At 44.8% G+C, this 14,821-nt stretch carries 17 protein-coding genes; all 17 read right to left on the bottom strand.

Features of this window, described 5'->3' with window-relative positions; all coding sequences use genetic code 11:
• Positions 1 to 97 precede the first annotated feature (97 nt).
• The 17 genes from AB1K89_RS10680 to AB1K89_RS10760 all read right to left on the bottom strand — a co-directional run bounded on the left by AB1K89_RS10680 (position 98) and on the right by AB1K89_RS10760 (position 14,810).
• Positions 98 to 1,066: a SpoIVB peptidase S55 domain-containing protein gene (locus AB1K89_RS10680; protein WP_413054734.1), complete on the bottom strand. Its 969-nt coding sequence runs from the start codon at positions 1,064 to 1,066 to the stop codon at positions 98 to 100.
• A 99-nt stretch (positions 1,067 to 1,165) separates the two neighbouring features.
• Positions 1,166 to 2,866: a DNA repair protein RecN gene (gene recN / locus AB1K89_RS10685; protein WP_413054735.1), complete on the bottom strand. Its 1,701-nt coding sequence runs from the start codon at positions 2,864 to 2,866 to the stop codon at positions 1,166 to 1,168.
• Between the two features lie 33 nt (positions 2,867 to 2,899).
• Positions 2,900 to 3,349, bottom strand: coding sequence for a transcriptional regulator AhrC/ArgR (gene ahrC / locus AB1K89_RS10690; RefSeq protein WP_413054736.1), 450 nt, complete (start codon positions 3,347 to 3,349; stop codon positions 2,900 to 2,902).
• A gap of 42 nt (positions 3,350 to 3,391) precedes the next feature.
• Entirely contained in the window at positions 3,392 to 4,213 is an 822-nt protein-coding gene (locus tag AB1K89_RS10695; protein ID WP_413054737.1) for a TlyA family RNA methyltransferase, read from the bottom strand.
• Positions 4,210 to 6,111 (bottom strand): 1-deoxy-D-xylulose-5-phosphate synthase, encoded by a 1,902-nt coding sequence (gene dxs, locus AB1K89_RS10700; RefSeq protein ID WP_413054738.1) that lies wholly within the window; start codon positions 6,109 to 6,111, stop codon positions 4,210 to 4,212. Before dxs ends, AB1K89_RS10695 begins: the two co-directional genes overlap by 4 nt.
• A gap of 130 nt (positions 6,112 to 6,241) precedes the next feature.
• Entirely contained in the window at positions 6,242 to 7,126 is an 885-nt protein-coding gene (locus AB1K89_RS10705) for a polyprenyl synthetase family protein (RefSeq protein WP_413054739.1), read from the bottom strand.
• Positions 7,119 to 7,361: an exodeoxyribonuclease VII small subunit gene (locus tag AB1K89_RS10710; RefSeq protein ID WP_413054740.1), complete on the bottom strand. Its 243-nt coding sequence runs from the start codon at positions 7,359 to 7,361 to the stop codon at positions 7,119 to 7,121. The genes AB1K89_RS10705 and AB1K89_RS10710 overlap by 8 nt, the downstream gene beginning before the upstream one ends.
• The gene (xseA, locus tag AB1K89_RS10715) at positions 7,362 to 8,717 is read right to left on the bottom strand and encodes an exodeoxyribonuclease VII large subunit (protein ID WP_413054741.1); all 1,356 of its coding nucleotides are present in this window, start codon (positions 8,715 to 8,717) and stop codon (positions 7,362 to 7,364) included.
• Positions 8,718 to 8,823: 106 nt separating this feature from the next.
• A complete protein-coding gene (gene folD, locus AB1K89_RS10720) occupies positions 8,824 to 9,699 on the bottom strand; it encodes a bifunctional methylenetetrahydrofolate dehydrogenase/methenyltetrahydrofolate cyclohydrolase FolD (protein ID WP_413054742.1) in 876 nt (291 codons plus the stop codon).
• Between the two features lie 19 nt (positions 9,700 to 9,718).
• Positions 9,719 to 10,099 (bottom strand): transcription antitermination factor NusB, encoded by a 381-nt coding sequence (nusB, locus tag AB1K89_RS10725; RefSeq protein WP_252502978.1) that lies wholly within the window; start codon positions 10,097 to 10,099, stop codon positions 9,719 to 9,721.
• A 113-nt stretch (positions 10,100 to 10,212) separates the two neighbouring features.
• On the bottom strand, positions 10,213 to 10,614 hold the full coding sequence (locus tag AB1K89_RS10730) for an Asp23/Gls24 family envelope stress response protein (protein ID WP_413054743.1): 402 nt from the start codon (positions 10,612 to 10,614) through the stop codon (positions 10,213 to 10,215).
• Positions 10,615 to 10,693: 79 nt separating this feature from the next.
• Positions 10,694 to 12,040: an acetyl-CoA carboxylase biotin carboxylase subunit gene (gene accC, locus AB1K89_RS10735; RefSeq protein ID WP_413054744.1), complete on the bottom strand. Its 1,347-nt coding sequence runs from the start codon at positions 12,038 to 12,040 to the stop codon at positions 10,694 to 10,696.
• Positions 12,041 to 12,054: 14 nt separating this feature from the next.
• Positions 12,055 to 12,573 (bottom strand): acetyl-CoA carboxylase biotin carboxyl carrier protein, encoded by a 519-nt coding sequence (gene accB / locus AB1K89_RS10740; RefSeq protein ID WP_413054745.1) that lies wholly within the window; start codon positions 12,571 to 12,573, stop codon positions 12,055 to 12,057.
• A gap of 145 nt (positions 12,574 to 12,718) precedes the next feature.
• Positions 12,719 to 13,258 (bottom strand): SpoIIIAH-like family protein, encoded by a 540-nt coding sequence (locus AB1K89_RS10745; protein WP_413054746.1) that lies wholly within the window; start codon positions 13,256 to 13,258, stop codon positions 12,719 to 12,721.
• Positions 13,245 to 13,667 carry a hypothetical protein gene (locus AB1K89_RS10750; protein WP_252502973.1) on the bottom strand — a complete coding sequence of 141 codons (423 nt, stop codon included), beginning with the start codon at positions 13,665 to 13,667 and terminating at the stop codon, positions 13,245 to 13,247. Before AB1K89_RS10750 ends, AB1K89_RS10745 begins: the two co-directional genes overlap by 14 nt.
• Before the next feature lie 67 nt (positions 13,668 to 13,734).
• The gene (locus AB1K89_RS10755) at positions 13,735 to 13,902 is read right to left on the bottom strand and encodes a hypothetical protein (protein WP_413054747.1); all 168 of its coding nucleotides are present in this window, start codon (positions 13,900 to 13,902) and stop codon (positions 13,735 to 13,737) included.
• 8 nt (positions 13,903 to 13,910) lie between these two features.
• A complete protein-coding gene (locus tag AB1K89_RS10760) occupies positions 13,911 to 14,810 on the bottom strand; it encodes a stage III sporulation protein AE (RefSeq protein WP_413054748.1) in 900 nt (299 codons plus the stop codon).
• Positions 14,811 to 14,821: the final 11 nt, after the last annotated feature.

A 14,821-nucleotide genomic window follows, 5' to 3' on the forward strand; every position in this document is an offset into this window, starting at 1 on the left:
CAATCGCCGGTACAATACCGACAACTGGCTGCTTAATAAGGTGTTTTTTACTTGTCTCAAAAAAGATAGTCAGTGCCTATTAGGATCGGTTTTTTTATTATCGCCTTTCACCGTCTCTCATCGTAACTAAGAACAAGCCCGCACCTTTTTTCGGTTCGTCGACAAACATATGGGTGACCGCGCCAACAAACTTTCCATTTTGAATGACAGGACTCCCACTCATGCCTTGTAAAATTCCACCTGTCGTTTCCAGCAACTTGGCGTCGGTTAAAATGAAATGAAACTGTTCCTCCTCAATGTCAGTGATACGGATGGAGAACTTTTCGACTTGTGTCCCTTTTACTGTAGTAAAAATTTCCGCTGCCCCTGCTTGTAATTCTGTGGGCTGCATAATTTCGAGTGGTTCAGCTAACACTTTCTTATAAGCATCGTTCCACGCCCCGAATATTCCGTAAATTCCATTGGTTCGGATTGTGCCGAGATACTGTTCATCGTCTACAATTGAGGAGATTTTATAACCTGGAGTGCCTGGTGTACTTTTCTTGATCTGTTCAATTTCTGAAAGGTAAATTGCGCCATGTTTGAAAGGCGGTGGAGATTTCAAGGAGCTGTCAACGATTTGATGGCCGAGGGCTCCATAAGTGCCTCGATTGGGATCGACATAAGTCAATGTCCCGGTTCCTTCAGTTCGGTCTTTAAGGAAGGGAAGGAGACGTTTTACGGCATCTCTTTCCGCCAACACTTCAACCGACGCGCCTTTTCGGCTAATATTCATGTGGATTTTCTCTTTTTTTTCTTTGGCCATGATTTTTTCGAAATCGCTGAGACTAATGATGTCTCTCCCATTGAGACGGATAATGGAGTCGCCCGCCTTTAACCATTGCTCATTGTTGACCAGTACGTCATTCGTGACGAAAATACCCGACAAATCCATTTGAATACCAATTGAATGCCCCATCGGAATGACCCGTTCACCTGATGAAGCGGAAATATCATTTTGGAACGGCAAGAAAAATATTAGCGTGGCAAACGAAGCGGATAACATCAGTCGTTTACTCCATCCCATAGTTCACCTCCTCGGTTGAAAGATACTATTGGTATGTCCGTTCAGGTGAATCTTATGAAAGGTTAAATCATGAAAAAAACGCATACATGAAGTATGCGCCTAATTGCGGAAAGATGTTTTACGTTCGTCCGCCATTGTTAATAGTTCATCTGCATGTTGCAGCGTAAGTGTAGTAATTTCCGCACCCGACAACATCCTTGATAATTCCTTTGTTCTATCCATGTCAGCAATTTCAGCGACAGCAGTCGTTGTCCGGTTCCCCTTCACTTCTTTCCTAATGAGCAAATGATGGTCAGCCATGGCAGCCACCTGCGGAAGATGTGAAATGCAAAGCACTTGGGAATGAGTGGCGATCATTGCGATTTTATCTGCAATGGCTTGTGCAACTCGTCCACTGACGCCAGTGTCGACTTCATCGAAAATGATTGATGTAATCCCTTGGTGCTTAGAAAAAATTGTTTTCAAAGCTAACATGATCCTCGACAACTCGCCTCCGGAAGCAATTTTAACAAGTGGCTTTAATGGCTCACCCAAATTTGTCGAAATGAGGAAGACCACTTCGTCAAAGCCGTGACTGTCAAAACTGTTGGATGCTTTTCGATTGATGGATACCTTGAAGGTGGATTTCTCCATATGCAATTCTTTCAATTGCTGCATGATCGCTTTTTCTAAGTGAAGAGCTGACTCTTGCCTGATAATCGACAGTTCATTCGCTTCCACTTCCAAATCTTTTTCAAGTTGTGCAAGCTTTTCCTGTTCTTGGCCAAGCCTTTCATCCCGATTGAGCAACTGGTCAAGATCGTCTGCAATTTTCTCCCGATAAATAAGGATATCCTCTATCGTTGCTCCGTACTTCCGCTTTAAAGAGACGAGCATTGCAAGTCGATCTTCGACAATTGGCAGTCTCGTCGGATCGTACTCCATTCTGTCAATGATACTTTTTAATTCATGCGCAGTATCTTGCAAAGAGTAGAAACTGCTTGAAACGACTTCGGAGTGAGATGCCAGTTCCTTGTCGATTGACGCAGCATCTTCCAGATCGCTCATTGCGGAACCAACCCAGTCCAATGCATGATTATCGCCACTAATCGACTCATATGCAGTGTTCAAACGTTCGAAAATCCTATGGAAGTGTTGAAGTTTCAGCTTTTCCTCTTCAAGCTCTTCCTCTTCACCGATAACGAGTTCAGCGTTGTCGATTTCCTTCAATTGAAATGAATAGAGATCAATACGCTGCGCTACTTGCTGTTCATTCTCAGTCGCCGTTTCAAGCCTGCGTTTCAACTTTGTGTATTGATTGTAAATATCAAGATAGTTACGGTGCGCTTCGGATAATGACGATCCGGCAAATTGATCTAGCAGATGAATATGCCGCTTTTCAAGCATCAGTTCTTGATTATCATGTTGCCCATGGATATCTATTAATTGGGAACCTATTTCCCTTAAACTCGCAATCGTCACTAGTTTGCCATTTACCCGGCAAGTCGTTTTGCCATTCGCATTCAAATCGCGTCTCAGTATGATACTGCCATCCTCGTATTCAATGCCGAATTCAGAGAGTTTCCGGAAGACAGGATGATGCTCGTCGTCAATCGTGAACATCCCTTCCAATTCAGCTTTTTTTGCTCCGTGGCGAATGAATTCCTGAGAGCCCCTAGCACCAGCTAGGAGCTGAACCGCATCAATGATTATGGACTTGCCGGCACCTGTTTCACCAGTCAGTACAGTCAATCCTTCATCAAAAGTCACTTCGAGATGCTCTATTATGGCAAAATTATGAATGGAAATTTCACTTAACATTCAAATACGCACCTCCTTCATCGAACGCTCAGCTCAAATAAGGGCCAATAGCCTTGATTTCACTTCGACTGTTAAAGACTCTTCCCTACAAATGATCATGCACGTATCGTCTCCGCAAATCGTTCCAAGCATTTCATCCCAACCCAAATTATCAACGAGGGAACCGACTGCCTGCGCATTTCCCGGCAATGTTTTCAAGATGATGAAATGGCTTGCGCTATCAATGCTCACGAATGCATCAGTCAACATTCGACGAAGCTTTTCTTCCGCATTGAATTTATGGACTGGCGGAAGACTATATTTATAACGGCCATCGGGCAGAGGCACTTTGATGAGATGCAATTCTTTAATATCGCGGGAGACTGTCGCTTGTGTCACGTCGGCTCCAGCATTTTTCAATTTCTCGACAAGTTGATCCTGAGTCTCCACTTCCTCATTTGTAATGATATCCCGGATTCGCAGATGCCGTTGTCCTTTATTCAATACAATCACTCCCATGGTTAATTTTAACCCTTTCTTTTGGAATCACGTCAATGCTTTATAAGCTTCGGTGATCAATGTACCGAAAGCCGATTCATCGTAAGGATTGACTGGATCTGCTTCCGATCGCAAATGGAATAGGAACTCGATATTCCCTTCTCCCCCTGTCACAGGAGAAAAGGAAATTCCACGTAATGAAAAACCATTCATTATTGATGATTCCGCTATCTTTTGCAAAACCTCCAAATGGACAGCTCTTTCCTTTACAATCCCCTTTTTTCCCACTTTGTCTTTTCCAGCCTCGAATTGAGGCTTAACAAGTGCCACGACGTCTCCACCGACAGCAATTATTTGCTTCAGTGGAGGCAGTATGAGCGTGAGTGAAATGAAAGAGACATCAATCGTAGCCACTTGTGGTGTCCCTTTCGTGAAATGTTCGGGAACCGCATGTCTGAAATTGGTTTTCTCCATGACGGTCACCCGCTCGTCACTTCGTATTTTCCAGGCAAGCTGGTTTGTTCCGACATCGAGTGCATAGCAATGTTTCGCTCCATTTTGTAGGGCACAATCTGTAAACCCGCCAGTTGACGAGCCAATGTCCAATACGATTTTCTCTTCGACGGATATATCGAATACTTCGAGAGCTTTTTCAAGCTTTAAGCCGCCACGGCTCACGTATTTCAACGCAGAGCCTTTCACTGATAGCGGTGCGTCGACCTTAATCTTCTCACCAGGCTTGTCCATTCTTGTTTCAGCTGAAAACACGATTCCAGCCATAATGGAACGCTTCGCCTGTTCCCTTGTTTCTACTAACCCTCTTTGGACAAGAAGTACATCGACGCGTTCTTTTTGTTGGCCGTTCGTCATACGATCTCCCTTTCAACCTTGGGGAATCCTTTAACCGCCCGTTCCATCGTCCTCACTACATTCTCTTCAGTCAAATCAATTTCCTCAAGCAACTTATCGACACTTCCATGCTCGATGAAATCATCTGGAATCCCGAGACGACTAATGGAGACATTTGAAGAGACGTCATGTGCATATTCTATGACAGCACTGCCGAACCCGCCAGCCAATGCCGCTTCTTCTATCGTTACTATCGGTTTTCCAGTGCTAAATAGCTGGTCGAGCATAGCTGTATCCATAGGTTTGATAAACCTTGCGTTTATCACTTTTACATGAATGCCTTTCTTCGCAAGCGTTTCAGCCGCATCCAATGCCATTGGAATGGTCGCTCCGAATGTCAAAATCGAACCGTCCGAGCCTTCACGCAATACTTCCCATGTGCCAATAGGAATCGTTTTCAACTTCGCATCCATCACTACGCCAAGACCATTTCCTCTCGGGTACCTCATGGCGATAGGACCATCATTGTATTCCAATGCGGTCTTTACCATATGCTGTCCTTCGTTCTCATCTTTCGGCATCATAATGACAAGGTTTGGCATATGTCGTAAGAATGAAATATCGTACACACCATGATGGGTTTCACCGTCCGCCCCTACAAGACCCGCACGATCGATTCCGATGAAGACATTCAACTTCTGTCTCGTAATGTCGTGTAGCATCTGGTCATACGCACGTTGCAGGAATGTCGAGTAGATCGCCAAAAACGGTTTCATCCCTTGGGTAGCCAACCCTGCTGCCATTGTTGTGGCATGCTGTTCAGCAATTCCTGTATCAAAGAAACGATTCGGGAATTCAGCTGCGAAGGACTCCAGTTTTGAACCTACAGGCATAGCCGGTGTAATGGCAGCAACCCTTTTGTCTTCACGAGCGATTTTCCTGACGGTTTCAGCAACTAACCCACTCCACGATGGAGCTGTTGTCGGAGATTTCAAGAAAGCCCCCGTTTCGATCTTATAAGGTCCCGTTCCATGCCAAGTCCCGATCTTATCATCTTCGGCAGGTCTGTACCCTTTTCCTTTTTTCGTCAGTACGTGAAGTAGGACAGGTCCTTCCACCTTTTTGGCATACTGGATATTCCGTTCCAAATCATTGAAATCGTGGCCGTCGATCGGACCTAAATAAGTAAATCCGAGCTCTTCGAAAAACACGCCAGAAACGAGCAGGTATTTCAAACTATCCTTCACCCGCTCAGCAGCTGCCGCCACTTTTCCGCCGACTGCCGGTATTTTTTTCAGTATATATTCCAATTCGTCTTTTACGCTATTATATTTTCCGGCTGTCCTTAACTTGCCTAGGACATCATGCAGCGCACCAACGTTTGGAGCAATCGACATTTCATTGTCATTTAAGATGACAATCATATTCGTTTTCAGGTGACCAATATGATTCAATGCTTCCAAAGCCATACCGCCCGTTAATGCACCATCACCGATGACCGGAATGACATGGTTCGAATCGCCTTGCATATCTCTTGCAGCAGCCATCCCTAAAGCGGCGGAAAGGGACGTGGAGCTATGCCCCGTCTCCCAAACATCATGTTCACTCTCCGACATTTTCGGGAAGCCGCTTAAGCCTTTATACTGGCGGAGTGTGCCGAATTGTCCAGCACGACCCGTCAAAATTTTATGAACATAGGCTTGGTGCCCGACATCCCAGATGATTTTATCTTTCGGACTGTCGAAAAGCTTATGCAACATCATTGTCAATTCGACGACACCTAAGTTCGGTCCGATATGACCGCCTGTCACAGACAGGTTTTCAATTAAAAAATTCCGGATTTCTTGTGCCAATTCCGTCATTTGTTCTTTATCAAGATTTTTTAAAAAAGACGGATTTGTAATCTTAGTGAGATCCACTTCTATCACACACCTTCATAAATTGATTGCCGCGTTAGTCTAAGTAATGTTTTCATTATAACAAGAAGGCTCTACAATAGGAACTATTGGACCATTATCCGGATAACCGGCTTTTTATGCCAAAGGAAAATCATGCATTCCTTTGGACGATATAATCAGCAAAAAGTTTTAGCATGGAGTTTTCCTTCTTTAAGAAAGCTAAGCACTCGACTGCCTCGCGGTGATATTTTTCAAGTTGCTGTTGTGCACCCTCAAGTCCTAAAAGAGAAGGATACGTAGACTTTTCGCTAGCAGTGTCGCTATTTGCTGTCTTGCCAAGTTGTTCAGTCGTTGACGTGACGTCCAATATATCGTCCTTGATCTGGAATGCCAACCCAATGTTTTTCGCATATTTACGTAGTTGCGACAACTCTTCTTCCTGTGCATCGGAAAGAATTGCACCTGCTTCAATACAGAATGATAATAAGGCACCTGTCTTATGCATATGAACTTCTTCAAGTTCCGGGAGAGACAAGGTGGCTGTTTCCCCTTCCATATCTAGAATTTGGCCGCCGACCATACCATTTGCGCCAGAAGCATCCGCGAGAAGAGCGACTAAGCGGATGATCTGCTCCGGTCTCGTCTGTTCCAAGGAAGCCAATATCCCAAATGCTCTTGTCTGAAGCGCATCTCCGGCGAGAACGGCTGTCGCCTCCCCATATACTCTATGATTCGTCGGCTTGCCTCTTCTGAAATCATCATCGTCCATGCAAGGCAAATCATCGTGGATGAGAGAGTATGTATGGATGAGCTCAACTGCACATGCCACTTTAAGTGCATCATCGGATTTCGTATCGAAATCGTCTAGAACCGCTAAGACGAGAAGTGGACGGATTCTTTTACCGCCTGCATTCACCGAATAGAGCATGGATTCTTTCAAGGACGAAGGTGCTTTTTCGAATTCAATCAAATGATTTAATTCAGCATCGATTATCGGCGCTTTTTCTGAGATGAATGTCTGCAATCGTTTATCCATTTGAATCCCGACCTTTCGCTGGATCGAATGGGGCGGCCTGGCCATTGTCGTCAATAATTGAAATTAGCTGTTTTTCCGCGTCTTGTAATTTCCCATGGCAATAAGCGGAAAGCTCCATTCCTTGTTTATATAATGTGATGGCGTCCTCTAAAGGAACGTCACCGGATTCTAATTTTTGAACAATGCCTTCCAACTTCGACATCGCTTCTTCAAATCGAAGTGTTTCCTCACTCATTTAGTTTTCCTCCTCATCCTTCTTCTTGATTGACTTGATTTCCGTTTCCACAGTTCCGTCTTGTAACCGGACGAGCAACGTTTCACCAATATCAAGGTCGTTAACGGAATTTGCTACATTTCCATCTTTATAAACTATTGAAAATCCACGGTCCATGACCTCCAGCGGATTTAGCGCTTTCAACATCCTGACTGCCGAACCGAATTGATCGGACTTGTTCCGCAAATTATTTTGCATGGCCCGCGTCGTTCTTTCGGTCAAAATCAACACGTTTCGATTTTCTTCTTTTATGCGCTGAAGCGGGGAATAAAATGAGAGCATCCTGTCCAACCGGGCATGTTCTGCTTTTCTATTGGCGGTCAGGTCATTCCTGCTCCTGAGGAGTCGGTCATCCAAACCGCTCAGTTTTTCTGTGAAAGGTCTGTAGAGTCTTTCCGGAAACTGTAACGGATAGGATTGCTGGTAGTTTGTCAGGCGTTTACGTTCATGTTTGATTTGATTCGAAAATGAGATATAAATCGAACGTTTCCGTTCCAATATGCGCTCAAATAGTTCTTCCCTCGAAGGGACAGCAAGCTCCGCGGCTGCAGTAGGTGTCGGCGCCCTCATATCTGCGACGAAATCTGCAATTGTCGTATCCGTCTCATGACCGACTGCGCTAATAATTGGAATCCGGCTAGAAAAAATCGCTCTCGCTACTGCCTCTTCATTGAAAGCCCACAGATCTTCTATGGATCCGCCGCCACGCCCGAGGATCAATACATCAATTGAACCATGTGATTCCGCGAGCTCCAATGCACGTACAATGGAAGGCACGGCCTGTGGACCTTGCACGATTGCCGGAAATAGGCATATATCAGCTAACGGATACCGCCGTTGCAATGTAGAACAGATATCCCGTATGGCTGCACCGGACTGGGCCGTGATGACACCGATTTTCTTTGGCAATGCTGGCAAGGGCTGTTTCCATCGCATATCAAAAAGTCCTTCTTTCGCCAGTGCCTTCTTCAACTGTTCATAAGCGAGATATAATGCCCCTACGCCATCCGGTTGCATCGATTGGACATAGAGCTGGTATTGTCCACTAGATTCGTATACATTCACATCTCCGGTTATCAGGACATTCATCCCTTCTTCCGGCTTGAACTTCAATGATCCTGCGGCCGAACGGAACATAGCGGATTGGATTCTGCTTTTATCATCCTTCAATGTAAAATAAATATGCCCGCTTGGATGAATTTTCACGTTGGAAAGTTCACCTTTCACAAATACATTTCTCAAATATGGATCGGCTTCAAATTTACGTTTTATGTATTTTGTTAATGAATGTACAGAGAGATACGTATTTTCACTCAACAACTTCACCCCCGGAGTTTCCGACGTATAGAAACGCTGTCTTTCTTCTGAAAAACAGCGCCCCTCGATTCTTATAGATGATTAGTAAATGTGACCCCGACTCCAATTACCCTTCATTATCGCGCTTGGCTTGTCGGCATGCCATTTCAGCGCTTTGCAATGTATTCTTCAATAGCATTGTAATGGTCATCGGCCCGACACCGCCTGGAACCGGCGTGATGGCAGAAGCTATTTCCTTCGCCTTCTCAAAATCTACATCACCGCATAATTTTCCGTTTTCATCTCGATTCATACCGACATCAATGACGACAGCGCCGTCTTTAATATGTTCGTCCGTCACGAATTTTGCTCGACCGATGGCAACGATCAAAATGTCTGCCTGCTTCGCAAATGACGGCAGATCCTTCGTTCTCGAATGGCAATATGTAACTGTGGCATCTTTTTGAAGAAGCAACTGACCCATCGGTTTCCCGACGATGTTGCTCCGTCCGATAATGACAGCGTGCTTCCCTGCGACTTCAATGCCAGCACGCTTTAGCATTTCCATAATTCCATAAGGGGTACAAGACAGGAATGTTTCTTGGCCGATAATCATTTTACCGACGTTTTGAGGATGGAATCCGTCCACATCCTTGCGAGGATCGATCGCTTGAATGACGAGATCTTCATTGATATGATCCGGCAAAGGGAGTTGGACTAAAATTCCATGGATGGAGTCATCGTTATTCAATTTATCTACATGAGCCAGCAATTCCTTTTCAGTCACCGTTGCTGGCAATCTGATCAGCTCTGATTTCATGCCGACTTCCACACTGGACTTTTCCTTGTTCTTTACATATGTTTGGGATGCGGGGTCTTCCCCGACGAGGATGACTGCAAGACCCGGTTTACAGCCTGATGCTTCCAGGATGCTTACGCCTTCTTTTATTTCCCCTCTGAGCTCTTTACCAATTTCAACGCCATTTATTAATTTTGCGGTCATCCCATTTTCCTCCAACGTTTTATTTTTCCTCAAATTTTGATAGTACTCCGTTTACGAAACGGCCTGATTTTTCATCTCCAAATTGCTTACATAGCTCGACAGCTTCGTTCAATATGACTTTATGGGGTACATCTTCATGATATAGCAGTTCATAGACTGCCAATCTCAGGATTGTCCTTTCGATTTTCGGCAATCTGTCGAGCGACCAATTTTCAAGCTTGCTTGAAAGTTCTTTGTCCACTTCGTCACGGTGTTCAGTCGTTCCTTTGACGAGCGATTCATAGAAAGGATCGATCGGCCGCTCCACTATATAAGTGATCGCTTCCTCAATCGACATTTCTGTATTATCCAATTGAAAAAGTGTTTGAACCGCCTTTTCGCGTGCTTCTCTTCGTTTCATTCGTTTGTCTCCTCCACTACTGTGTCTCTTGGGCTTTATCATAGCATATTCAGTTGACGAAGATATAGCAGGACAAGTTGAAAAGCACCATCCAATGGACGATGCTTTTCAGATCATTCTGTTTCGGCGGACGTATCGAAATCAATGCCGGTTATATGGACGTTCACTTCTTCCGTTTCAAGTGAAGTCATATTGTAGACAGCGTGACGGATCTGTCTTTGAATCTCCGTAGCTACAGCGGGGATCGAGTGGCCATATTGGACGACGCAATAAACGTCAATGATGAGTTTATTACCAGTCCAATCCGTCTTGACCCCTTTTCCATGGAATACTTTGCCGAACTTTTCCGCAACCCCTGTTGCGAAGTTGCCTTTTGTCGTTGCGACCCCGTCGACTTCGTTCGTTGCAATGCCGATGATGACTTCAAGCACTTCAGGAGCCAATTGTACGCGGCCTAAAACCTCGTCTCCCTTTGAACTCTTCCCTGTGAATGAAGGATTTGCCTTATCAGCCATTCCACTTCTCCTCCCTTATATGCATTTCTTACTCCGGCTTATTTGTGTCCAACCATCTAAAAAATGCCGGTTCCTTCACTTATTCCATAACTGTATGCTTCTCGAGGAACTTTGTATCAAAATCGCCAGACTTGAAAACTTCGTGGTCCATCAAATTCAGATGGAAAGGAATCGTCGTATCGACACCCTCGATGATGAATTCGTCAAGTGCGCGTTTCATCCTTGCAACTGCTTCTTCGCGCGTATCAGCATGAACAATCAGCTTCGCCACCATGGAATCATAGAATGGAGGGATCGTATATCCAGTATACATTGCAGAATCGACCCGGACTCCAAAACCGCCCGGCGGCATATACATCGTTACTTTTCCGGGTGAAGGCATGAAGTTTTTCGCAGGGTTTTCCGCATTGATCCGGCACTCGATCGACCAACCGTTAATCTTTATATCCTTTTGACGATAAGCAAGCTTTTCACCCGATGCGATCTTCAATTGTTGTTGAATTAGATCGATTCCGGTAATCATCTCGGTTACTGGATGTTCCACCTGAATACGTGTATTCATTTCCATGAAATAGAATTCCTGGTTGATATGATCGAAAATGAACTCGACCGTCCCAGCGCCTCTGTAGTTTACAGCCTCAGCAGCTTTGACAGCGGCTTCCCCCATCTTTTCGCGCATTTTCGGAGTAAGGGCAGGCGAAGGAGCTTCCTCAACAAGCTTCTGCATCCTTCTTTGAATGGAACAATCGCGTTCCCCAAAATGGATCGTATTGCCATGCTTATCTGCAAGCACTTGCACTTCCACATGCCGGAAAACTTCGATATATTTTTCAAGATATACGCCAGGGTTGCCGAACGCCGCGGCAGCTTCCTTCTGTGTAATCTTTATGCCTTTAGCTAGTTCCTCTTCATTTCTGGCAACCCTGATCCCTTTACCGCCGCCACCAGCAGTCGCCTTGATGATGACCGGGAAGCCGATTTCTTGGGCAACTTTCAGGCCTTCGACTTCATCGGCGACGATTCCATCAGATCCAGGGACAATCGGAACGCCAGCTTGTTTCATCGTTTCTCTCGCGACGTCTTTTGTACCCATTCTTGAGATTGCATCAGCAGTCGGTCCAATGAATTCGATATTCACTTCTTCGCATAGTTCTGCGAAGCTTGCATTTTCTGCAAGGAACCCATAACCCGGATGGATCCCATCACAACCTGTCAATTTAGCGATGCTAATAATATTGGAGAAATTCAAGTAGCTGTCTTTCGAAAGTTTCGGCCCGATGCAATATGCTTCATCGGCCAGTTGGACATGTAGCGCCTCCCGATCCGCTTCCGAATAGACGGCAACTGTTTCAATATCCAATTCTCTGCATGCCCGGATAATCCTTACTGCTATTTCGCCCCGGTTAGCTATTAATACTTTTTTCATTTTTGTAGTCCCCCTCACTTCTGTTTGACAAGGAAGAGAGGCTGTCCATATTCGACCAATTGACCGTCTTCCACTAAGATCTCCACAATTTCTCCGGAAACTTCCGCTTCAATTTCATTGAAAAGTTTCATCGCCTCAACAATGCAGACGATTGAATCCGCTTTGACGGAATCCCCTTTTTGAACGTAAGGATCCGCATCCGGAGATGAAGACTGGTAGAATGTCCCAACCATCGGTGACGTTATTTTATGCAATGAAGGGTCGTTTGCAGCTGTAGATGAATCTGTAGAAGACTCCTTGCTCTCTTGTTCTGCAGGTGCTTGCTCGGACTGCTCTTTCTTCGTCTCTTGGACAGCCGGCTGAACTTGCTGAATAGGCTCCTCTTTGCGTTGTTCAACTTGAACGGGATGTTGGAGAGCGCTATTCCCTTTTTCCAGTTTTATTTTTGTTCCTTCTGATTCGAATGTGAATTTTTCAATTGAAGATTGATCGATTAATTTAATGATTTCACGGATTTCTTGAATTTTCAACATGACAATTCTCCTGACTCATATTTATTTACGTACCTCCTCCCTATTTTAGACGTTTTTCATCCATAATGAAATAGATATACTGGATTTACTGTGAAATAGAGCAAATTAAAAAAGAAAAAGACCCTTTTAGGGCCTTGAATAAGCATTATTCCATAAAGTCGACTTGGACGGTGCGTGCATCTTCCCAGCTCGTCAATACGTATTGTGTAATTTCCGCAGCCATTTTTGTAGAATGTCCGCCATCTTCCGCGATTACAGACACACTCACTTTGCCACCATCCTTACGTACAAACGCTTCCGGATAGCCTAGCGCTTTTAATTGAGTTTCCATCAATACTTCAGCAGATGTACGTTTGGTCAGTTCTGCCATTTCATCATAGGCCGCGCTTTTTTCTTCAACGGTTGTATCAGGAGAAAGCACTTTGGATTTCAATTGATCGTTCAAGGTGCTTCGCTCATTTTGGACTTGCATTCTCATTTCTTCGAAGTACATTGAGTCGGCATAGACAGTTTTCGTTTCACCTTCCGCATTTCCCGGCTTGGAAACGGTCACTGCATCATTATCCCCAAAAATCGCCATACCATCTAAACTCATCGGTGCTTCCTTCTTCAGATAGTAGATTGAGATGACCGCTACAAGACTTAGTAAAGTCAAGAACCATACTGTTCGTTTATTCGCTTTCAACGTGTATCCCCCTTTTCATTTCTTCGACGACTATCCGATGTTCAGGCAATTGAAGAACCGTGGACAAGATTCGCGTCAATTCGTTTTTCGTTCTAGGATTGTCCGCTCCTTCTGCAACGACTAATACTCCTCGGAGCGGATTCTCTTTTACTGATGAGGAACCAGAGCCCGAAAAATAACCGGATAATGGGCTTGGCTCTTCTGATTGATCGTAATGGAAGTGGATGAACACTTCCCCAATCCCTTCTATCTTCATCAATGCTTGTTCAAGCTGTGCTGCTTCCCGGCTCTCCTCCCCTTTCCCTTTCTCCCCTCCCATCGAACCAATCGTCGAATTGATGAAAATGATGAAGAGCGCAAGTAGCGTTCCGATGAAGAGCATATGAACTTTTCGTTTGGATTTTTGCATATGATCACCATTTCATCCCTTCAAGACGGATATGGTTCGTGTTATCTATGTTGCATATTATGCTTGTTCAGAACAAGCTATGACCAAAAATTCTCGTGATGGAATGAATGATCCAAATTCCCATTGCCATCTTTACGAGCGGAAGAATTTCCTGCTCCTGCTCTTCGGGAAGCAGTAATAATAAAATGGAGGACAATACAGTGATGAATAAAACGCCTGTCAAAAACTCCAGCATGCCATCCCTCATTTCACTGCAGTTATCAATTTGACAAGGATGACAGTAAACAGGGCCGTATAGATGAATGCAAACGCTACAAGAAAGGAGACGGCACAAAGGACGAATAACGTCTTCCCGATATCATCAAGTATTCCTGTAATATCCTCGTTGGCGAATGGTTCGATAAGTGCAGCTGTCCATCGGTATAAGAAGCCGGTCAACAGCGTCTTCAACGTAGGCAAAAGAGCTACTGACCAAATCGTGACGATGAGCCACGCTCCAATAAAGACGCTTGCGCCTGATGAATAACGCCCGATCGCCCCTAAACTGTCCGTCATGAAGGAACCGATGAGAGGGACGTTTTGACGGATCAATTCCTTGATCGGTTCGCTCGTCACACCTGTCAACGCCCAGGATATTGTACCTCCCGCTGTGATGAAGATTGAATAAGCCGCGACGAGAGCTGAAACAAGTCCAATTAAAGTGCTCCGTAGCAAGTCCGCCATTTTCGTAAAAGGCATCGCAGGGTGATATCTTGAAACTATGTCAAACAACATCGCCGCGGACAATATAGGGATTAGGATCTTATCCGAGAGGATCACTGCACCGTTTGCAAACAATAGCATGGCAGGCTGAAAGTTCAGCATGCTGAATGAGCCGCCGGATGCCAATATGCTTGCAGTCAATAACGGATAAATGGAAATGAACATCGTCGCAATCGTCTGTGTTACAGATCGAATCATTTGCAGATGCTCATATGCAGGATATAGGACGACGGTGAGCACGATGAAAAACAGAAAAGTTCTCGTCCATCTGGTAAACGAAGGAAATAGGAAATCTAGCACTAGTGCCATGAAAGTTGAGATGATGACAATAATGAAACTGGATAGGACTGTCCCGATTACGGATTCGAGCATAGGCATCATGTATTCTTCAT

Source organism: Sporosarcina pasadenensis (assembly GCF_047228845.1).
Lineage (GTDB): Bacteria > Bacillota > Bacilli > Bacillales_A > Planococcaceae > Sporosarcina.

Bases quoted from the DNA above. Each gene is read 5' to 3' on its own strand.
- AB1K89_RS10680 (WP_413054734.1), bottom strand. From the start codon at position 1,066: ATGGGATGGAGTAAACGACTGATGTTATCCGCTTCGTTTGCCACGCTA.
- recN (WP_413054735.1), bottom strand. From the start codon at position 2,866: ATGTTAAGTGAAATTTCCATTCATAATTTTGCCATAATAGAGCATCTC.
- AB1K89_RS10695 (WP_413054737.1), bottom strand. From the start codon at position 4,213: ATGACGAACGGCCAACAAAAAGAACGCGTCGATGTACTTCTTGTCCAA.
- AB1K89_RS10705 (WP_413054739.1), bottom strand. From the start codon at position 7,126: ATGGATAAACGATTGCAGACATTCATCTCAGAAAAAGCGCCGATAATC.
- AB1K89_RS10710 (WP_413054740.1), bottom strand. From the start codon at position 7,361: ATGAGTGAGGAAACACTTCGATTTGAAGAAGCGATGTCGAAGTTGGAA.
- folD (WP_413054742.1), bottom strand. From the start codon at position 9,699: ATGACCGCAAAATTAATAAATGGCGTTGAAATTGGTAAAGAGCTCAGA.
- nusB (WP_252502978.1), bottom strand. From the start codon at position 10,099: ATGAAACGAAGAGAAGCACGCGAAAAGGCGGTTCAAACACTTTTTCAA.
- AB1K89_RS10730 (WP_413054743.1), bottom strand. From the start codon at position 10,614: ATGGCTGATAAGGCAAATCCTTCATTCACAGGGAAGAGTTCAAAGGGA.
- accC (WP_413054744.1), bottom strand. From the start codon at position 12,040: ATGAAAAAAGTATTAATAGCTAACCGGGGCGAAATAGCAGTAAGGATT.
- accB (WP_413054745.1), bottom strand. From the start codon at position 12,573: ATGTTGAAAATTCAAGAAATCCGTGAAATCATTAAATTAATCGATCAA.
- AB1K89_RS10750 (WP_252502973.1), bottom strand. From the start codon at position 13,667: ATGCAAAAATCCAAACGAAAAGTTCATATGCTCTTCATCGGAACGCTA.
- AB1K89_RS10755 (WP_413054747.1), bottom strand. From the start codon at position 13,902: ATGCTGGAGTTTTTGACAGGCGTTTTATTCATCACTGTATTGTCCTCC.
- AB1K89_RS10760 (WP_413054748.1), bottom strand. From the start codon at position 14,810: ATGATGCCTATGCTCGAATCCGTAATCGGGACAGTCCTATCCAGTTTC.